The organism is Cupriavidus sp. 22TCCZM04-2 (genome assembly GCF_057798895.1).
In genome coordinates, this window is record NZ_JBYOJS010000016.1 from 23965 (window position 1) to 38774 (window position 14810).

14 protein-coding genes are annotated in these 14810 nt (G+C 66.4%); 1 reads left to right on the forward strand and 13 read right to left on the reverse strand.

Annotation, left to right across the window (positions count from 1 at the left end):
* Positions 1 to 105: 105 nt before the first annotated feature.
* The 5 genes from AC3FKG_RS21635 to AC3FKG_RS21655 are packed head-to-tail and all read right to left on the reverse strand — an operon-like array spanning position 106 to position 7594.
* Positions 106 to 1902: an acyclic terpene utilization AtuA family protein gene (locus AC3FKG_RS21635; protein ID WP_488744083.1), complete on the reverse strand. Its 1797-nt coding sequence runs from the start codon at positions 1900 to 1902 to the stop codon at positions 106 to 108.
* The gene (locus tag AC3FKG_RS21640) at positions 1899 to 3896 is read right to left on the reverse strand and encodes an acetyl/propionyl/methylcrotonyl-CoA carboxylase subunit alpha (RefSeq protein ID WP_488744084.1); all 1998 of its coding nucleotides are present in this window, start codon (positions 3894 to 3896) and stop codon (positions 1899 to 1901) included. Before AC3FKG_RS21640 ends, AC3FKG_RS21635 begins: the two co-directional genes overlap by 4 nt.
* A gap of 29 nt (positions 3897 to 3925) precedes the next feature.
* Positions 3926 to 4762: an enoyl-CoA hydratase/isomerase family protein gene (locus tag AC3FKG_RS21645; protein ID WP_488744085.1), complete on the reverse strand. Its 837-nt coding sequence runs from the start codon at positions 4760 to 4762 to the stop codon at positions 3926 to 3928.
* Between the two features lie 20 nt (positions 4763 to 4782).
* Positions 4783 to 5949: an acyl-CoA dehydrogenase family protein gene (locus AC3FKG_RS21650; RefSeq protein WP_483713794.1), complete on the reverse strand. Its 1167-nt coding sequence runs from the start codon at positions 5947 to 5949 to the stop codon at positions 4783 to 4785.
* 25 nt (positions 5950 to 5974) lie between these two features.
* Positions 5975 to 7594, reverse strand: a complete 1620-nt coding sequence (locus AC3FKG_RS21655; protein ID WP_488744142.1) for an acyl-CoA carboxylase subunit beta — start codon at positions 7592 to 7594, stop codon at positions 5975 to 5977.
* A gap of 135 nt (positions 7595 to 7729) precedes the next feature.
* On the opposite strand from AC3FKG_RS21655, the gene AC3FKG_RS21660 reads away from it, so the two are divergent.
* Positions 7730 to 8485, forward strand: a complete 756-nt coding sequence (locus tag AC3FKG_RS21660; RefSeq protein ID WP_483713793.1) for an IclR family transcriptional regulator — start codon at positions 7730 to 7732, stop codon at positions 8483 to 8485.
* Positions 8486 to 8575: 90 nt separating this feature from the next.
* On the opposite strand, the gene AC3FKG_RS21665 is transcribed toward AC3FKG_RS21660, so the two are convergent.
* The 8 genes from AC3FKG_RS21665 to AC3FKG_RS21700 form a co-directional block, all read right to left on the reverse strand.
* Positions 8576 to 8887 carry a hypothetical protein gene (locus tag AC3FKG_RS21665; protein WP_488744143.1) on the reverse strand — a complete coding sequence of 104 codons (312 nt, stop codon included), beginning with the start codon at positions 8885 to 8887 and terminating at the stop codon, positions 8576 to 8578.
* Positions 8888 to 8931: 44 nt separating this feature from the next.
* Positions 8932 to 9252, reverse strand: a complete 321-nt coding sequence (locus AC3FKG_RS21670; protein WP_488744086.1) for an iron-sulfur cluster-binding protein — start codon at positions 9250 to 9252, stop codon at positions 8932 to 8934.
* Positions 9253 to 9389: 137 nt separating this feature from the next.
* The gene (locus tag AC3FKG_RS21675; protein WP_488744087.1) at positions 9390 to 10304 is read right to left on the reverse strand and encodes a dioxygenase family protein; all 915 of its coding nucleotides are present in this window, start codon (positions 10302 to 10304) and stop codon (positions 9390 to 9392) included.
* 53 nt (positions 10305 to 10357) lie between these two features.
* Positions 10358 to 11497: a porin gene (locus AC3FKG_RS21680; protein ID WP_483713790.1), complete on the reverse strand. Its 1140-nt coding sequence runs from the start codon at positions 11495 to 11497 to the stop codon at positions 10358 to 10360.
* Positions 11498 to 11567: 70 nt separating this feature from the next.
* Complete coding sequence (locus AC3FKG_RS21685) at positions 11568 to 12617, reverse strand: asparaginase (protein WP_488744088.1); 1050 nt, start codon at positions 12615 to 12617, stop codon at positions 11568 to 11570.
* Entirely contained in the window at positions 12614 to 12988 is a 375-nt protein-coding gene (locus AC3FKG_RS21690; protein ID WP_483713787.1) for a non-heme iron oxygenase ferredoxin subunit, read from the reverse strand. The genes AC3FKG_RS21685 and AC3FKG_RS21690 overlap by 4 nt, the downstream gene beginning before the upstream one ends.
* Positions 12989 to 13009: 21 nt before the next feature.
* Positions 13010 to 13576 (reverse strand): nuclear transport factor 2 family protein, encoded by a 567-nt coding sequence (locus AC3FKG_RS21695; RefSeq protein WP_483713786.1) that lies wholly within the window; start codon positions 13574 to 13576, stop codon positions 13010 to 13012.
* On the reverse strand, positions 13573 to 14808 hold the full coding sequence (locus AC3FKG_RS21700; RefSeq protein WP_483713784.1) for an NAD(P)/FAD-dependent oxidoreductase: 1236 nt from the start codon (positions 14806 to 14808) through the stop codon (positions 13573 to 13575). Before AC3FKG_RS21700 ends, AC3FKG_RS21695 begins: the two co-directional genes overlap by 4 nt.
* Positions 14809 to 14810: the final 2 nt, after the last annotated feature.

Genomic DNA, 14810 nt, shown 5'->3' on the forward strand with positions numbered 1-14810 from the left:
CGCCGTAGCGCGATGCGTCGGCGCGATCCGCGTTGCGAATCTGAATTGTGTGGGTCCTTCATCTCCGTCAGTCTCCTCTCTTTGGTGATGGTGTCTTTTCCAAGTTCAGTCGTTCGCCCACGCCTGCGGCACGGACAGCGGCAAGTCCAGCAGCATCTGCGCAAAACTCTTCCCGAGCGGGTCGGAGCGCAGGCTCGCCACGCCACCGCCGCCAAGTGCGCCGTGCATGAGGAAGTTCAGCGCCTGCAGGCCCGGCACCTCGAACCGTTCCACGTCACCGGTTACAAGATGGGCGAAATACTCGCGCACGGCGGCCGGCGTCAGTTGTTCGCGCAGCAGGGCCAGATATTCCGGCTTGCGCGCGATCACGCCGATGTTCTCGTCGTCTCCCTTGTCGCCGCTGCGGGCGTAGGCGAGCGACACGAGCGGCCGTTGCACGCGCAGGCCAGATGGCACCGCCGTGGCTGGCGGCATGTCGACCGGTTCCGGGACAGATGGCTTGCCCGCTTCGGCCGCCACCGGCAGCACGATGCGGCGGTCGCCTATCTCGACGACCATCGGCACACGGTCCTTCGGCACAAGGAAGGAAAACACCTTGACCACAGGCTGGATATCGACACGGCCCGAGAACGAGGAACGCGTGCCCGCCGCCATCGACGTGCCGGCCGACGCGCATTCGCGCTGCAGGAAGGCAAGCGCCTTTGCTTGCGTGTGGCGGGCGCCGATGCGCAGAACGACCTCGCGCGTGGGCAGCGCGCGGGCGTGGGGGCCGTAGTGCGACTCGCAGCCGAGCAGTTCCACCACCGTCTCGCTGTAGTCGCCCATGCCTCGCTCGACCAGCATGTTGCGCGTGCGGGCAAGAAGCGCCTCGGCGGTGCGGCGAGCTTTGACGGGGGCATCGATGCCCCGGATCGCCATCATCAGGCTGATCTGGTAGCCGTCCTGCCACGTGGCGTTGCCCTTGTAGTGCGATCCCGGCGTACGCCCCCGGGCGCCATGCACGCGCACCCGGCCGTTGCCGATAGCTTCGGTACGTACCTGCCGGAAGTCGCAGGTGACATCGGGCATCAGGTAGTTGGCGGGGTCGCCCACTTCGTAGAGAATCTGCTCGGCCACGGCAGCGGGATCAATCAGGCCGCCGGTGTGATCGGGCTTCGACAAGACGAAGCTGCCGTCGTCGGCGCAGTCGATCACCGGGTAGCCGATGCGGTCCCAGTCGGGCACGCGCTGCCAATCGGTGAACAACCCGCCCGTTGCCTGTGCGCCGCACTCGATCACGTGGCCGGCGAGCGTGCCAGCGGCGAGGCGGTCCCAGTCGTTCCAGCCCCAGCCAAACTCGTGAGCGAGCGCACCGACCACCACGGCGCTGTCAACGCAGCGGCCGGCGATGACAATGTCGGCCCCGCTGTCGAGTGCGCGCGCGATGCCCTGCGCTCCGGTGTAGACGTTGGCCGACCACGGCTCGGTGGTGGGCACGGGATTGCCGTCGATCTGCGTCAGTCCCGACACGCACCAGCCGGCGAAGTCGTGCTCGACGTCGTCACCGCTGACGACAGCAATGCGCGGCGAAAGGCCTTGCTGCGCGGCGATCTTCAGCAACGCATCACGGCAGGCATGCGGGTTCAGGCCACCGGCATTGGCGATAACACGGATGCCCCTTTCCATGATCTCGGGCAGGTGCGGGCCGACCGCAACGTTGACGAAGTCGGTTGCGTAGCCCAGCGACGAGTCCTTGGCGCGGGCACGCGCCAAAAGCGACATCGTGGTTTCAGCGAGGTAGTCGTAGACGAGATATTGCAGACCCGGCACGGTCAGCAACTGGGGCGTCGCGACGGCCGAATCGCCCCAAAAGCCGCTGGCGCCGCCGATGCGGACTGTCCGGGTGGGAAGTGTGGTGCTCATGCCGCGCCCTCCCCTGTCGCTTCGGCTTCCACGCGCGCCAGCACCGCTCCGGCGGAGGCCTGTCCGCCGACCCGCGCCGGCAGTTCCGCCACCACGCCGGCGAATGGCGCGGCGAGTGTGTGTTCCATCTTCATGGCTTCGAGGATGACCAGCGGCTGGCCGGCTTCGACGCGGTCGCCTTCGGCCACGTTTACGGCGACGATGCGCGCGGTCAACGGTGCAGTTAGCACCCCGCTGGCCTCGCCGCCGATGTCGCGGCGACGCGGATCATGGCGGGCGAAGCGCCACGCGCGGCCGTCCTGGAAGAGGTGCAGCGCCTGCTCGTCCGTCGCGTGGACAAGGGGCCACGCGACGCCCTCGCATTCGATGAGGGCTGTGCCTTCGCCGGCATCGGTGCGCAGGATGCGGACACGCTGGGCAGGCGCGCCGGTCTCACCGCGCGGGTTGACGATGACGTCCCAGCCGTGCTCCAAGGCACGCAGGCTTGCCTCCCATGACTTTCCGTCGGCGTGCAGTACGATGGTCGATGCGGCGCGCGACAGTGCGGCAGGCTCAGATTGCGCTAGCAGCCCCGACGCGACCATCGCCGCCGCGGTCAGCACATGACGCGGCGGCTCGGCCGGCTGCAGCGCGGCCTGCATGTGGGTGTCGACAAAGCCGGTGTGGACATCGTTGCCGGCAAACGCTTCGCTGGCAAGACACGCCGCCAGGAACGGCTGGTTGGTCGGTACACCCAGCAGCACGCAGTCTTCCACGGCACGCTGAAGCTTGCGGCGCGCTTCCTCGCGCGTGCGGCCGTGGGCGACCAGCTTGGCAATCATCGAATCGTAGTGCGTGGGGATGTCGCCGCCCGCTTCGAGCGCATGGTCGACACGCACATCCCGCCCGGCATGCGGCACGCGCCAGCGCAGCACCGAACCGCCTTGCGGCAGGAAGCCCGCGGGGACGTCCTCTGCCGTCAGCCTCACTTCGATGGCGTGGCCGGCAAGCTTCACGTCGTCTTGCGTGACAGGCAGCGGCTCGCCGGCTGCGACGCGCAGTTGCCAGTCCACCAGGTCGAAGCCGGTGATGGCTTCGGTCACTGCGTGCTCGACCTGCAGCCGGGTGTTCATCTCCATGAAGTAGAAGTTGCCCTCGGCGTCGAGCAGAAACTCCATCGTGCCGGCGCCGACGTAACCGATCGCACGAGCCGCGCGCACGGCGGCGTCGCCCATGCGGGCGCGCAGGGCCGGCGACACGGCCGGCGACGGCGCTTCCTCGATCACCTTCTGGTGGCGGCGCTGCACCGAGCAGTCGCGCTCGCCGAGGTGGATCACGTTGCCGCGCGTGTCGGCGAAGACCTGGATCTCGACGTGGCGCGGAGTAATGACGGCGCGTTCGAGAATCAGTTCGTCGGAGCCGAAAGCGGCAGCGGCCTCGGAACGAGCGCTGGCAAGGGCGGCGGGCAAGGCGGCGGCGTCGCGCACGAGGCGCATGCCGCGGCCGCCGCCACCGGCGGCCGCTTTGACCATCAACGGAAAGCCGATGCGCGCGGCTTGGGCGAGCAGCGTGGCGTTGTCCTGCTCGCTGCCCTGGTAGCCGGGCACACAAGGCATGTCGGCAGCGAGCATCAGGCGCTTGGCCTCGGCCTTGTTACCCATGGCGCGAATGGCATTCGCGGGCGGACCGACGAAGACAAGGCCGGCGTCTGTCACGGCTTCGGCAAACGCGGCGTTTTCAGCGAGAAAGCCGTAGCCGGGGTGAATCGCGTCGGCGCCAGCCGACTTCGCAGCGTCGAGGATGGCGGGGATGTTCAGGTACGACTCGCGCGGCGCGGCGGCGCCAATGCAGACGGCGCGGTCGGCGAAGGCCACGTGCGGACTGTGGCGGTCCGCCTGGGAATAGACGGCGACGGTGGCCAAGCCGAGTTTGCGAGCGGAGCGCATGATGCGCACGGCAATCTCACCGCGGTTGGCGACGAGCAGTGTGTGGAAGGAGCGACTGGGTGCTGACATGGGAAGTTCTCTGGAAATGGTCTTTGCGCTCAGACGCCGGTTGATTGCGCCGCGCGGACGGTTTCTGTGTCGAACCGCACGGTCCATCTTGCCTCCCGCCTCTCACGGAACGCCTCTATACCTTCCGCACCTTCGGTGCGCATACAGGCCGCGAACTCGCGCGAGGCATCGTCAAGCAGACTGTCTACCGGCTCCTGGCCGCACCGCGCCACCAGCGCCTTGAACCGGCGATTGGCGTGCGGGCCGCAGCGGCCTATGCGCGTCAGCCATTCGGCGACGAGGCTGTCGAGTCCGGCACTGTCATCAGCCAACTGGTCGACGAGACCAATGGCAAGCGCCGCGGCCCCGTCCAGCCTCTCCCCGGTCAGCCCGAGGCGACGCGTCAGCGTCGGGCCGAGCCGGCCGACCACGAACGGCGAGATCTGCGCGGCGATGATTCCCAATGTGGTTTCGGACAAAGCGAAGCGCGCGGCGCGGGTGGCCAGGACGATGTCGGCCGCGCAGGCGAGGCCCATGCCACCGCCCATGGCCGGACCGTCGACCGCCGCAATCACCGGCACCGGCAGCGCGGTCAGCCGCGTCATGAAATAGCCGAACTGGCGGTTGCGCGTGGAAACGGGGTCTTCGTCATCGGCACCACCTGCGTCGAGCCGCGCCTGGAAGTTGCCGACGTTGCCGCCGGCGCTGAAGGTTCCCCCAGAGCCGCGCAGCACCAGGGCCCGGACGCCGCTGTCAGCCTCGGCCTGCGCCACGGCGTCGGCCAGGGCGGCGACGACTTCCGGGGCGAGTGCGTTGCGGGTGGCCGGAACGTTCAGTGTGGCAAACAGCACGCCGTCCACGCGGCGCACGATCACCGGGTCACTCATGGTCTTTTCCTCCTGGCGACTCAGCGGTCGTTGCGGGACATCAGCCCCATCTGCTTGGCGATGACCTGCAGCATCACCTCGTCCGCCCCACCGCCGATGGAGCCGAGGCGGAAGTCTCGGTAGGCGCGGTTCGCGTGGTTATCCCACGTGTAGCCCATGCCGCCCTGGAACTGGATGCACCAGTCGGCAATCTCGCGCGACAGGCGGCCGGCCTTCAGCTTGGCCATCGACGCCCGCTCCACGACGTCCTCGCCCTTGATATACGCCTGCGTGGCAACATGAACCAGTGCGCGCAGCGATTCGAGTTCAGTCTTCAGCTCCGCCAACTTGAACTGGATGTACTGGTTGTCGAGCAGCGGCTTCCCGAACGCGATACGCTGACGCAGGTAGTCTGCGGTGTTCTCGATCAGCGCGTCACAGGCCAGACGGCGGGCGGCACCATTCAGCCGCTCCTCCTGAAACTGCTTCATCTGGTAGATGAAGCCCATGCCCTCCTCTCCGATACGATTGCGCACCGGAACGCGGACCTCGTCGAGGAAGATCTGGGCGGTATCGGAGCACCACATGCCCATCTTGCGGATCTTTTGGGTCTCCACGCCGCGCGCGCGCTTGCCGTTCTCCTTCAGAGGCACGATGATCAGCGACTTGTTCTTGTGGACTGGCCCGTCGGACGTGTTGCACAGCAGGCAGATCCAGTCAGCCTGGGTACCGTTGGTAATCCACATCTTGGAGCCGCTGATGACGTAGTCGTCGCCGTCGCGGCGGGCGCGGGTCTTGAGCGAAGCGACGTCGGAGCCGGCGCCGGCCTCGGACACGCCGATGGACACCACTACGTCACCCGCGATGGCGGGGGCAAGGAATTCGCGCTTCAACGCATCGGAGCCGAAGGTGGCCAGCGCAGGGGTCGCCATATCGGTCTGCACGCCGACGCCCATGCCGACACCCTGGGCCCGCGCATGGCCCAGCGCCTCGGCTGCCGCCACGGCGTAGGAGAAATCGAGGCCCAGGCCGCCGTATTCCACCGGCTTGGTGATGCCGAGGAAGCCGAGGTCTCCCATCTTCTTGAACAGTTCATGCGCGGGGAAGACTTCGGCGGCTTCCCATTCGTCGACGTGAGGATCGATCTCCGCCGAGACAAACCGGCGGATGCTGTCCATGATGTTGCGGTGGTCTTCGGTGTAGAGCATGTGGTATCTCCGGTGTTCTTTCCTGTTAGAAGCGGGCCACGCCGAATTGCATGGCACGAGGTGTCCGGGCGGCCGCTTCGCGGACGGTGGCCAGCACGAAGGCGAGCACGGCGCGGGTGTCGCGGGGGGCGATCACGCCGTCGTCCAGAAGCAAGCCGCTGGTGACGAAAGCGCTGCCCTGCCGGTCGAAGTTGGCGACGATTTCGGCGGTCTGCGCGGCGAGCGCACCTTCGTCGACGGCCACGCCTTTGCGCTCGGCCTGCTGGCGGGCCACGATCTCCAGCGTCATCGCAGCCTGTTCGCCGCCCATCACAGCCGTGCGGGCATTGGGCCACGAGAAGCAGAAGCGTGGGCGGAAGCCGCGTCCGCACATGCCGAAGTTTCCCGCGCCGAAGCTCGCGCCGCAGTACAGCGTGATCTGCGGCACGGTGGAGTTCGACAGCGCCTGAATCATCTTCGAGCCGTGCTTGATCATGCCGGCTTCTTCTGACGCCTTTCCGACAATGAAGCCGGTGGTGTTCTGCATGAACACAATGGGCGTGCCTGACTGGTTGCAGGCCTGGATGAACTGGGCGGCCTTCGTCGCGCCGGCTGGATCAATGGGGCCGTTGTTAGTGATGAAGCCAACCACGTGGCCCTCGATGCGGGCGTGGCCGCAGACGGTACCGGGGCCGTAGTCGGGCTTAAAGGGGAGCCAGGCGGAGTCATCCGCAAGGCGGGAGATGACTTCGCGCATGTCCACCGGGCGCTTGTGGTCGAGCGTCATCACGCCATCCAGTTCTGCCGTATTCAGTTTCGGCTGGCGGGCCGGCTGCTGCGGCGTCACCTCGGCACGCGGCCAGTCGAGGCTGGCGACAATGTCGCGCGCGGTCGCGATCCCGTGTTCGTCGTCCTCGGCCACATATTCGGCCAGGCCGCTGACCGTGGCGTGCAGGTCGGCGCCGCCCAGCTCCTCATCGGTGGCGATTTCGCCGGTAGCCGCTTTCAGCAGGGGCGGGCCGGCGAGGAACGCGCGGGCGCGCTTGCGGACCATCACCACGTAGTCGGACAGGCCTGGCATGTAGGCACCGCCCGCCGTGGAAGAACCGTGGACCACGGTGATGATCGGCAGCCCGGCGGCCGACAGGCGGGCAAGGTTGTAGAAGATGGTGCCGCCGCGCACGAACTTGTCGACGCGGTACTTGCGCAGATTGGCACCGGCCGACTCCACGAGGTGGATGAACGGCAGCCGGTTTTCCAGCGCGATCTCCTGGCAGCGCATCATCTTCATGTTACCGGCCTCGGTCATAGCGCCAGCGTCAATGCCAGAGTCCGTGGCGAGCACCATGCAGCGCACGCCGCAGACGAACCCGATGCCGGCCACTAGCGAGCCGCCAGGGATCGACGTGTCTGGGTCGGGGTCGTCCATGCCGTAGCCCGCCAGCGTGGCGAGCGGCAGGAAAGGCGCGCCGGGATCGAGCAGGCGGGCGACACGCTCACGCGGCAGCAGCGCGCCGCGCTTGTCGAAGCTGACGCGGGCTCGGGCGGAGGCGTCGACGGCACGCTGCTCCAGTGCGCGCAGGCGGTCGATCAACGCCTGCATTCCGCTGCGCTGCGCGGCGAAGGCTTCCGAGGAGGGATCAATCCGGGTATCGAAGGGAATCATGGCGGTGCCTTCTGCGCTCATTGGCTTGTATGGTTTGGTGAAGGCATTGCATATCAGCGCACCGCTCCCGACAACCGCAACTACGCAGATCGTGCATAATATGCACAGTCTTGGTGTTTCCCCTGCCCTCCCCCCATGTCCACCACCTCGACCGACGCACGCGCGGTGCAGTCTGGCGTGCAGAGTCTGTCACGTGCCTTCGCACTGCTTCACCTGCTGGGAGAGCACCATGAACCCGGCCTGACCCTGCCCGAACTGGCCATGCTGGCGGGCATCGACCGCACCACAGCGCACCGGATGGTTCGGTTCCTGGAGTCCGCCGGCTACGCTGAGCGCGAACCAGCCGGAAAACGCTACCACCTCGGCACGGCGGCTATGGCCCTCGGCGTGCGCGCCATGAACCGGCCGCCGCCCAGCAGCCAACTTGTCACTCGCATGAAGGCCGTGGCCCGCCTGACCGGGGACGCCGTCTTCCTGATCGCGCGCTTGGGCGACCACGGCTACTGCCTGCACATGGAGGAGGACGCCAATCGCGCCAAGACCTTCCATTTGCTCACGGGCACCTCGCGCCTTCTCGGCCAAGGTACCGCCAGCATGGCACTGCTGGCACGGCTGGACAACGACAGCATCCGTGCGCATTACGACCGCCACCGGAGGGAATATGAAACTAGCGGCCTAAGCCTGCTGACGCTGCTGCGCGGCGTTGAGCGCAGCCGCCGTCTCGGCTACGCGCTGGCTGGCGCCGCCGGCGTGGCGGGCGTGGGGTATGTGCTGCCGCTGGCGTTGGCGGGGGATGCAGCAGTCAGCGTGGTGTCCACCGCCTCGCGGATGCCTGTGTCGCGCCGGCACGAGATCGGGGCGCTGCTGCGCGCGACGTTCGAGGCGACGTGAGAAGGTCCGGGCCGGCGAACGTTCGCCCGCTGGTCAGTTTGAATCAACTGGCCGGGACTCTCTATGACCGAACTGCCGATCACGCGCCAGTCAGCCGCCACGCCCGGTACGGACAACTTGCGCGCGAGCTTGCCGAATTCGTCCACCGTGTTCGCCGAGATACTGGCGACCAGTGCCGGTCGGTAGGGTCTGTAGAATGGCACCGTGTGCTTCAGGTAATAGTGCCCGCCCTTGCTGGGAATGCCGATGGAGAACAACGTCGCGTCGCTGAATTCCGCCAACGTGCGGCGGCGGATTGCCTTCCCGAAGGTCGTCAGTGATCGTCCTGGTCACTATCGCGCCAAGCCGGTTCAGGTCGAACTCATCGGCCAGACCTTCGGCAAGGGTGCCGGAGGCCGGCATGACGGGATTCTCTAGCCTTAAGGCGCCGATTTCCACGCCAGGATCTACCACGATACGGTCTCCTGGAGATTGAATACAGGTCCTTCCCAGCAGCCCCTTCGATAAGTGAGATCCTGCGTGACGGCCTCCTTGCGAAACTGCCGAACGCAGGCGAACCAGGCACCCAGGGCGCAGCCCATCTGCTGCTCGAGAGCGATCTCCCCCGGGATGCCGAGGTCGGCGGCAACCCGCTGCAGCAACTGCAGCAGGCGGTTCGATCCACAAGTGGCGACGTAGTCCAGCCTGCGCTCGGCGTGCATGCTGCTGATCAGCGCCTCGACTTGCCCGACCTGGCTGGTGCTGTCCTCGTGGGTGACGATCGGCACGTTTGCGCCGACCTCTCGCCGACATGACCGGTTCCTGGGATCTGACGCTCAGCACGGCAGTGACAGCGCCGTCGCGCGTTTAGTGCATGACAGCGTTTGTGCGGGTCTCGGGCTCGCTGCTATTTAGCAAGCGCAGGTCACGAGGCGTTCTCGTAGCGGCTGGCGGGCATGACTTCGTCCTCATTGAGCGCGTCCTGCAGGCGGAAATCAAAGCGAACGCGGATAAAGGGACCATCCAAGCCGAGCGACTCATATCCCGCCACACTTTCCACCGGTTCGAGTTCGACCACCAGGCCATCTCGGGTAGCAAACGCAAAGTCGTCGTCCAGGAACGTGTCGCCCGGAATATTTATCTGTGTGGTCAGGGCACGCTTGTCTGCCCCGGAGACCAGGAAATGGATGTGCGCCGGGCGATTGCCATGGCGACCAAGCAAGTCAAACAGTTCCGAGACCGGGCTGTGGGGTGGAATGGCGTAGCCCGGCGGCAGGAAGCTGCGGAAGCGGTAGGCGCCATCGGCGTCGGTCTGGATGCGCCGGCGCAGGTTGTAGTCCGGTTGGTCCGGGTCGAAATGGGAGTATCGGCCAAGTTCATTGCAATGCCAGACATCCACCAGTGCATTCGCGACAGGATTGCCCGCCACGTCCAGCACGCGGCCCTCCATCACCAGCGGCTGGCCCTTGCCTTCGTTGCCTTCATCGAGCCTCCCCTCGCGCTGATGAAGGGGCGCGCCAGCAATATAGAGCGGCCCTTCGATCGCGCGGGGCGTGCCTAGCGCGCGATCCGCTGCACGGTCGGCCTCGTCCTCTCGGATATCGAGCAGCCGATCAAAGCCCAGCCCGGCGGTGATGAGTCCGATCATGTCGACCTGCCCGAGCCGGGTCAGCCACTTGGTTGCAGCCCAGAATTCGTCGGGCTTCACGTCGAATTCCTCGATGGTCTGGAAGAGATCGCCGACAATGCGTGCGGTGATGGCGCGCACGCGCTCGTCGCCGGGTGCCACCTTGCGGGTATTCACCAGATCGAGCAATTGGGGGATATCAAGTTCGGACATGGTTGTCTCCTTGTCGGTGTAATGGGGAAATACAGTGGCCGGCAGCCACGCGCTCAGAACTTGTGCCGGATGCCGGCAACCAGTACGGTTTGCTTGTCGTTGGAGGATGGTGCGAACAGGTAGATGTCAGCCTGGGACGATGACGCTTTCTGATAGACGCCGTAGATGTAGACGTCGGTTCGCTTGGACAGGAAGTAATCCAGGCTCAGCTGTCCCATGTGCCATTTGGGACTGCGGTCGATACCGCTGTAACTGCCATCCGTGAATACATAGGCCGCGCCGAGTACGAGCGCCGGCGTGAGGTTGTAGGTGGCGTTGATGTCATAATTGGTCAGGCGCAGGCCAATGCCGTCCTGGTATTCGTATCGCGATTGCGTGACCATGGCGTTGGCACGCCATCTGTCGTTGCCATATCCCGCGGCGAAGCCGCCCACACGCTGGCGTGCGACCCCCGCCGACGGATTAATCGGGCTGGTATGGAACAGCACGAAGGGGGCGCCGGCATAGTCGTCGGTCACCGCCCCGTTGGGATTGCTACTGGCGGCCAGACCGGGGCGGTCCAGTTGCATGAATGCAGCCGCCAGGCGCAGCGCCCCGCGGTCGTAAGTGGCGCCGAGGCTGAAGGAGCGATTGTTCATGCTGGTGGCGCTATCCGACAACGCATATGAGGCCTCTGCACGCAGCCCGCCCCAGCTGGGGCTAACGTACTTGAGCGCATTGTTGTGCCGGAAGCTGCCGAAGGCATTGTCGTTGTCGCCGATGTGGGCCGCCATCCCATTCGCCGCCACGGGTGCAGACATGATGTCCAGCGTGTCATAAATGGCGTCGTACTGGCGGCCGAGCGTCAGCGTGCCCAGCGGATCGCTGCCCAGGCCAACATAGGCCTGGCGCCCGAACATGCGTCCCCCCTGCTGAAACTTGCCGTCGTCGAGGGCAAATCCATTCTCGAGCACGAAGACGCCGCGCATGCCGCCGCCGAGATCCTCAGTGCCGCGCAAGCCCCAACGGTTGTTCTGCATGGTGCCCGGCACCATCTTGACGGCCCCATGGCCGCCTTCATTACTGACATAGGCAACACCGGTGGACAACACCCCGTACAGGGTGACCGAGTTCTGGGCGTAGGCGCCGGGAGACTGCGAGAATGCCGCGCATGCGCCTAACGCTGCCATGCCGGCTTTGGACATCGACTTCATTTTCCTCCTCAATTTCTTGGTTTCTCGAACGGTAGGTTCACGGGGACCGATGCATTGCCGGCCACCGGGATCAGCTCTCCAACAGCCATTGCTGCAGCAGCACGGGATCTCGGGTCTGTGTCAGGGCCAGCATCAGGAAGATGCGCAGCTTTTGCGGCGCCAGATCGCCGCCCGCCAGCACGCCGGCGGCGCGCAGGAATGCCTGCGGCGGCACCATGCCACGCGGCGCGCGGGTGGACTGCACCACCGTGGTACCAGTCCCAACGGCGTCGGCCAGGCCTTGCATCTCTGCGTTCGCGGGCCTGCCAGGCGGCAGTCCTGCGCTGACAATGCCGGCGCAGCCGGCCGCCACCAATGCATCGATCGCCGTGCGATCGGCCCCGGCATACGACATGACGATGTCCACGCGCGGCATCGCGTCAAAGCTTGCCAGGTCAAGCATCGGAAGGACCCTGCGTCGTACCGGCAGCCGCCGCATGGTTACCGCTCCGCTGGGCTCGACGCGGCCCAGCGGCCCGAACGGCGGCGCCTCGAATGCGTTCAGATCGAAGCTGGCCGCCTTGGTAACGTCCCTTGCGGCGAAGATATGGCCGTCCATCACGACCAGGACGCCGGCGCCGCGCGCTGCATCGGACTGCGCCACTGCGAGCGCCGCCCGCAGGTTGGCCGGCACATCGCTGCCCGCCGTGTTCGCAGGGCGCTGCGCTCCTGTAATGACCACCGGCTGGTCCAGTACGAGCGCCAGGTCGAGAAACCAGGCAGTCTCTTCCAACGTGGCCGTGCCGTGTGTGACCACGAAGCCGGCCAGGCCAGGATCGCGCCGCGCGGCTTCCCCGATCAGCCGGGCCAGCGCGAGCCAGTCCGCCGGGGTGATGCCGGTGCTGCCCAGCGCCCGGAACGGCACGGGCACCAGTTCGACCGCCTCGGCCACCTCGCCGAGCTCGCCCAGGTCATCAAGCAGCTTTGCAATCGGATGGACCACGCCGCTCTCGCTGTACTCGACCCAGTCAAAGCGATGCCTTGCGTGCATTGCGAACGTCCCGCCGGTGCCGATCACGGCAATGCGTGGCCGCGCGCTGTCGCGCGAGGCGTTGGCCTCTGTGGAGGTCATGGCGCTCATTTTGCCTCCGGTGCGGCAACGTAGACCATGCCGGCTTCCACCTTTACGGCATGGCAGCGGGCATCGCGGGTCAGCGGCGCACACATCGCGCGGCCGTCGCGCACGTCAAACAAGCCGGCGTGCAACGGACACTCGATCCCGTGTCCGTCCATTTCCCCATCCGACAGCAGCGCATTGCCGTGCGTGCAGATGTCGTCCAGCGCATAGATGTCGCCGTCGACCTTGAACAGTCCGATGCGATGGCCATGGACGTCGAGACCGTGACAATCGCCGTTGGCGAACAAGGCGCCTACTTCGCCAGCTTGATACCAGCGGATGACGGTCTCGCGCGCCGCCGGTTCCCGGACCAGATCTGCTTGCTCGGTAATCATGGTGTTTCCTTTCTCACGAATTCAGGCACGCAACTCAGGGTGCCCAGGCTGGCTCGCTACCCTGGCGTCCAGTGCCGCCAGGGTCGCCGCCAGCGGCATCGCGCCCTGGCCCAGCGATGTCATATGGATTTCGGCGAAGCGCATGCGGCAGCACCGCCATTCGCCATCAACTTCACGTCGATAGTCTTCGTGCGTGGTGGCGGCCAGCAGGACGGCATCGCGGTTGTCTTCACGCAGCGCCAGCTGCCACAGGCGCCAGATGCCCTGAGCGCCATCGCCGTCGATCTCGAACCGTGGGCTGCCGTAGTAATGCGCGGCGAAGCACCAGGGCGAGCGCTGAAACCAGTCGTGCAGCTGCGCGCGCCCCACCAGCGAATCGCCGAATCCCTGTCCGCCTTCCCAGATCGCGTCCTCGGTGAAACACAGTGCTTGCTCCCACGCCACCCGGCGCATGCCGTCGTCGTCCAGCCGTGAGTAGTCAGGCCGGTACTTGGCGTCGGCCAGCGCGGCATAGCGCGCTTTCAGGGCACGGATTGCCTCCGCGGCTTCGAGCCGCGCCAACCGCTGTTCGGTGGTATGCGCGCTCATGACGCCAGCACCTTGAGCGCAATCGCACTGTCGGCGAGACGGCTGCGCTCGACCGGTGTGCCGCTGCGCACCAGGGCTTCCAGGTGCTTGCGCTCGCGTCCGTTGTCAATCAGGACCCCCCCCACGACTTGCTCGCCGCGCACCAGCAACATGGCTGCGGGATCGCCGGATGCGCCGTGGCGGACGACGATCTCGTCGGCGTCGCCGGGTTGCCCCACGACCTGGATGTTGTGCCCGAGCTGATCGGTCCACATCCACGGGATTTCGACGTATGGCTCGGTGCGCCCGAGCAGAAATCCGGCGACCGCTTGCGCCTGGTTCTCGGCGTTGCGCCAGGTTTCCTGCCGCACGGCGCGCTGGTAAATGGGGCTGTAGGTGAGCGCCACGTCTCCCGCCGCAAAACACCACGGCACAACCGGACTGCGGCAATCGGCGCCGACCGGAATGCCATGCTCACTGGCAATTCCTGTCCCCTCGAGGAAGCTCACGCTGCCATCGATGCCCACCGCCGCCAGCACGACGTCCGCGGCCACGGACCAGGCTTGGCCATCACGCGCCACCTCCACCCGCATGGCCGTGCCGTGGCGCTCGATACGACGGATCTCGATGCCGGTCTCAATGCGGGCGCCATTTGCCGTATGCAGGCCATGCAGCCATTCCGAAGCCGCTGCAGGCAAGCAGCGGGCGAGGATGCGGCTGCCCACCTCGAGCACGGTCACGTCTGCCCCGAGTGCCCTTGCGCTGGCAGCGACCTCCATGCCGATCACGCCGGCCCCGACGATCACCACGCGCCGCCCCGGACCAAGCGTCTCGCGCAACGCAAGACTATCGTCGAGGGTGCGCAGGGTCACGACGCCCGGCAGGTCAGCACCGGGAATATTGAGCGTACGCGCGCGGCCGCCGGTCGCAACGACCAGTTGGTCAAAGTGAATCTGGCTGTCGTCGTCGAGGGTCAATAGTCGCGCCTCGGCGTCCAGGGCGCGAGCCCGTGCGCGCACATGCTCGACTGCGCTGCCGTCCGTCCAAAAGGCGGCAGGGCCGAGCACAAGCTCTGCCGCAGTGCGTTCGCCTTTGAGCAGTTCCTTCGACAGTGCCGGCCGCTCATAGGGAGCGTGTGCCTCCTCGCCGACGAGCGTCAACTGTTGGTCATAGCCCAGCGCGCGCAAGTGCTGGGCGACACGACCACCCGCATGGCCCGCGCCCACGATGACGATATGTCGGGGCGTGCTCATGT

Bases quoted from the DNA above. Each gene is read 5' to 3' on its own strand.
- AC3FKG_RS21655 (WP_488744142.1), bottom strand. From the start codon at position 7,594: ATGATTCCCTTCGATACCCGGATTGATCCCTCCTCGGAAGCCTTCGCC.
- AC3FKG_RS21635 (WP_488744083.1), bottom strand. From the start codon at position 1,902: ATGAGCACCACACTTCCCACCCGGACAGTCCGCATCGGCGGCGCCAGC.
- AC3FKG_RS21645 (WP_488744085.1), bottom strand. From the start codon at position 4,762: ATGAGTGACCCGGTGATCGTGCGCCGCGTGGACGGCGTGCTGTTTGCC.
- AC3FKG_RS21665 (WP_488744143.1), bottom strand. From the start codon at position 8,887: ATGCCGGCCTCCGGCACCCTTGCCGAAGGTCTGGCCGATGAGTTCGAC.
- AC3FKG_RS21680 (WP_483713790.1), bottom strand. From the start codon at position 11,497: ATGAAGTCGATGTCCAAAGCCGGCATGGCAGCGTTAGGCGCATGCGCG.
- AC3FKG_RS21650 (WP_483713794.1), bottom strand. From the start codon at position 5,949: ATGCTCTACACCGAAGACCACCGCAACATCATGGACAGCATCCGCCGG.
- AC3FKG_RS21660 (WP_483713793.1), top strand. From the start codon at position 7,730: ATGTCCACCACCTCGACCGACGCACGCGCGGTGCAGTCTGGCGTGCAG.
- AC3FKG_RS21695 (WP_483713786.1), bottom strand. From the start codon at position 13,576: ATGAGCGCGCATACCACCGAACAGCGGTTGGCGCGGCTCGAAGCCGCG.
- AC3FKG_RS21675 (WP_488744087.1), bottom strand. From the start codon at position 10,304: ATGTCCGAACTTGATATCCCCCAATTGCTCGATCTGGTGAATACCCGC.
- AC3FKG_RS21700 (WP_483713784.1), bottom strand. From the start codon at position 14,808: ATGAGCACGCCCCGACATATCGTCATCGTGGGCGCGGGCCATGCGGGT.
- AC3FKG_RS21640 (WP_488744084.1), bottom strand. From the start codon at position 3,896: ATGTCAGCACCCAGTCGCTCCTTCCACACACTGCTCGTCGCCAACCGC.
- AC3FKG_RS21685 (WP_488744088.1), bottom strand. From the start codon at position 12,617: ATGAGCGCCATGACCTCCACAGAGGCCAACGCCTCGCGCGACAGCGCG.
- AC3FKG_RS21690 (WP_483713787.1), bottom strand. From the start codon at position 12,988: ATGATTACCGAGCAAGCAGATCTGGTCCGGGAACCGGCGGCGCGCGAG.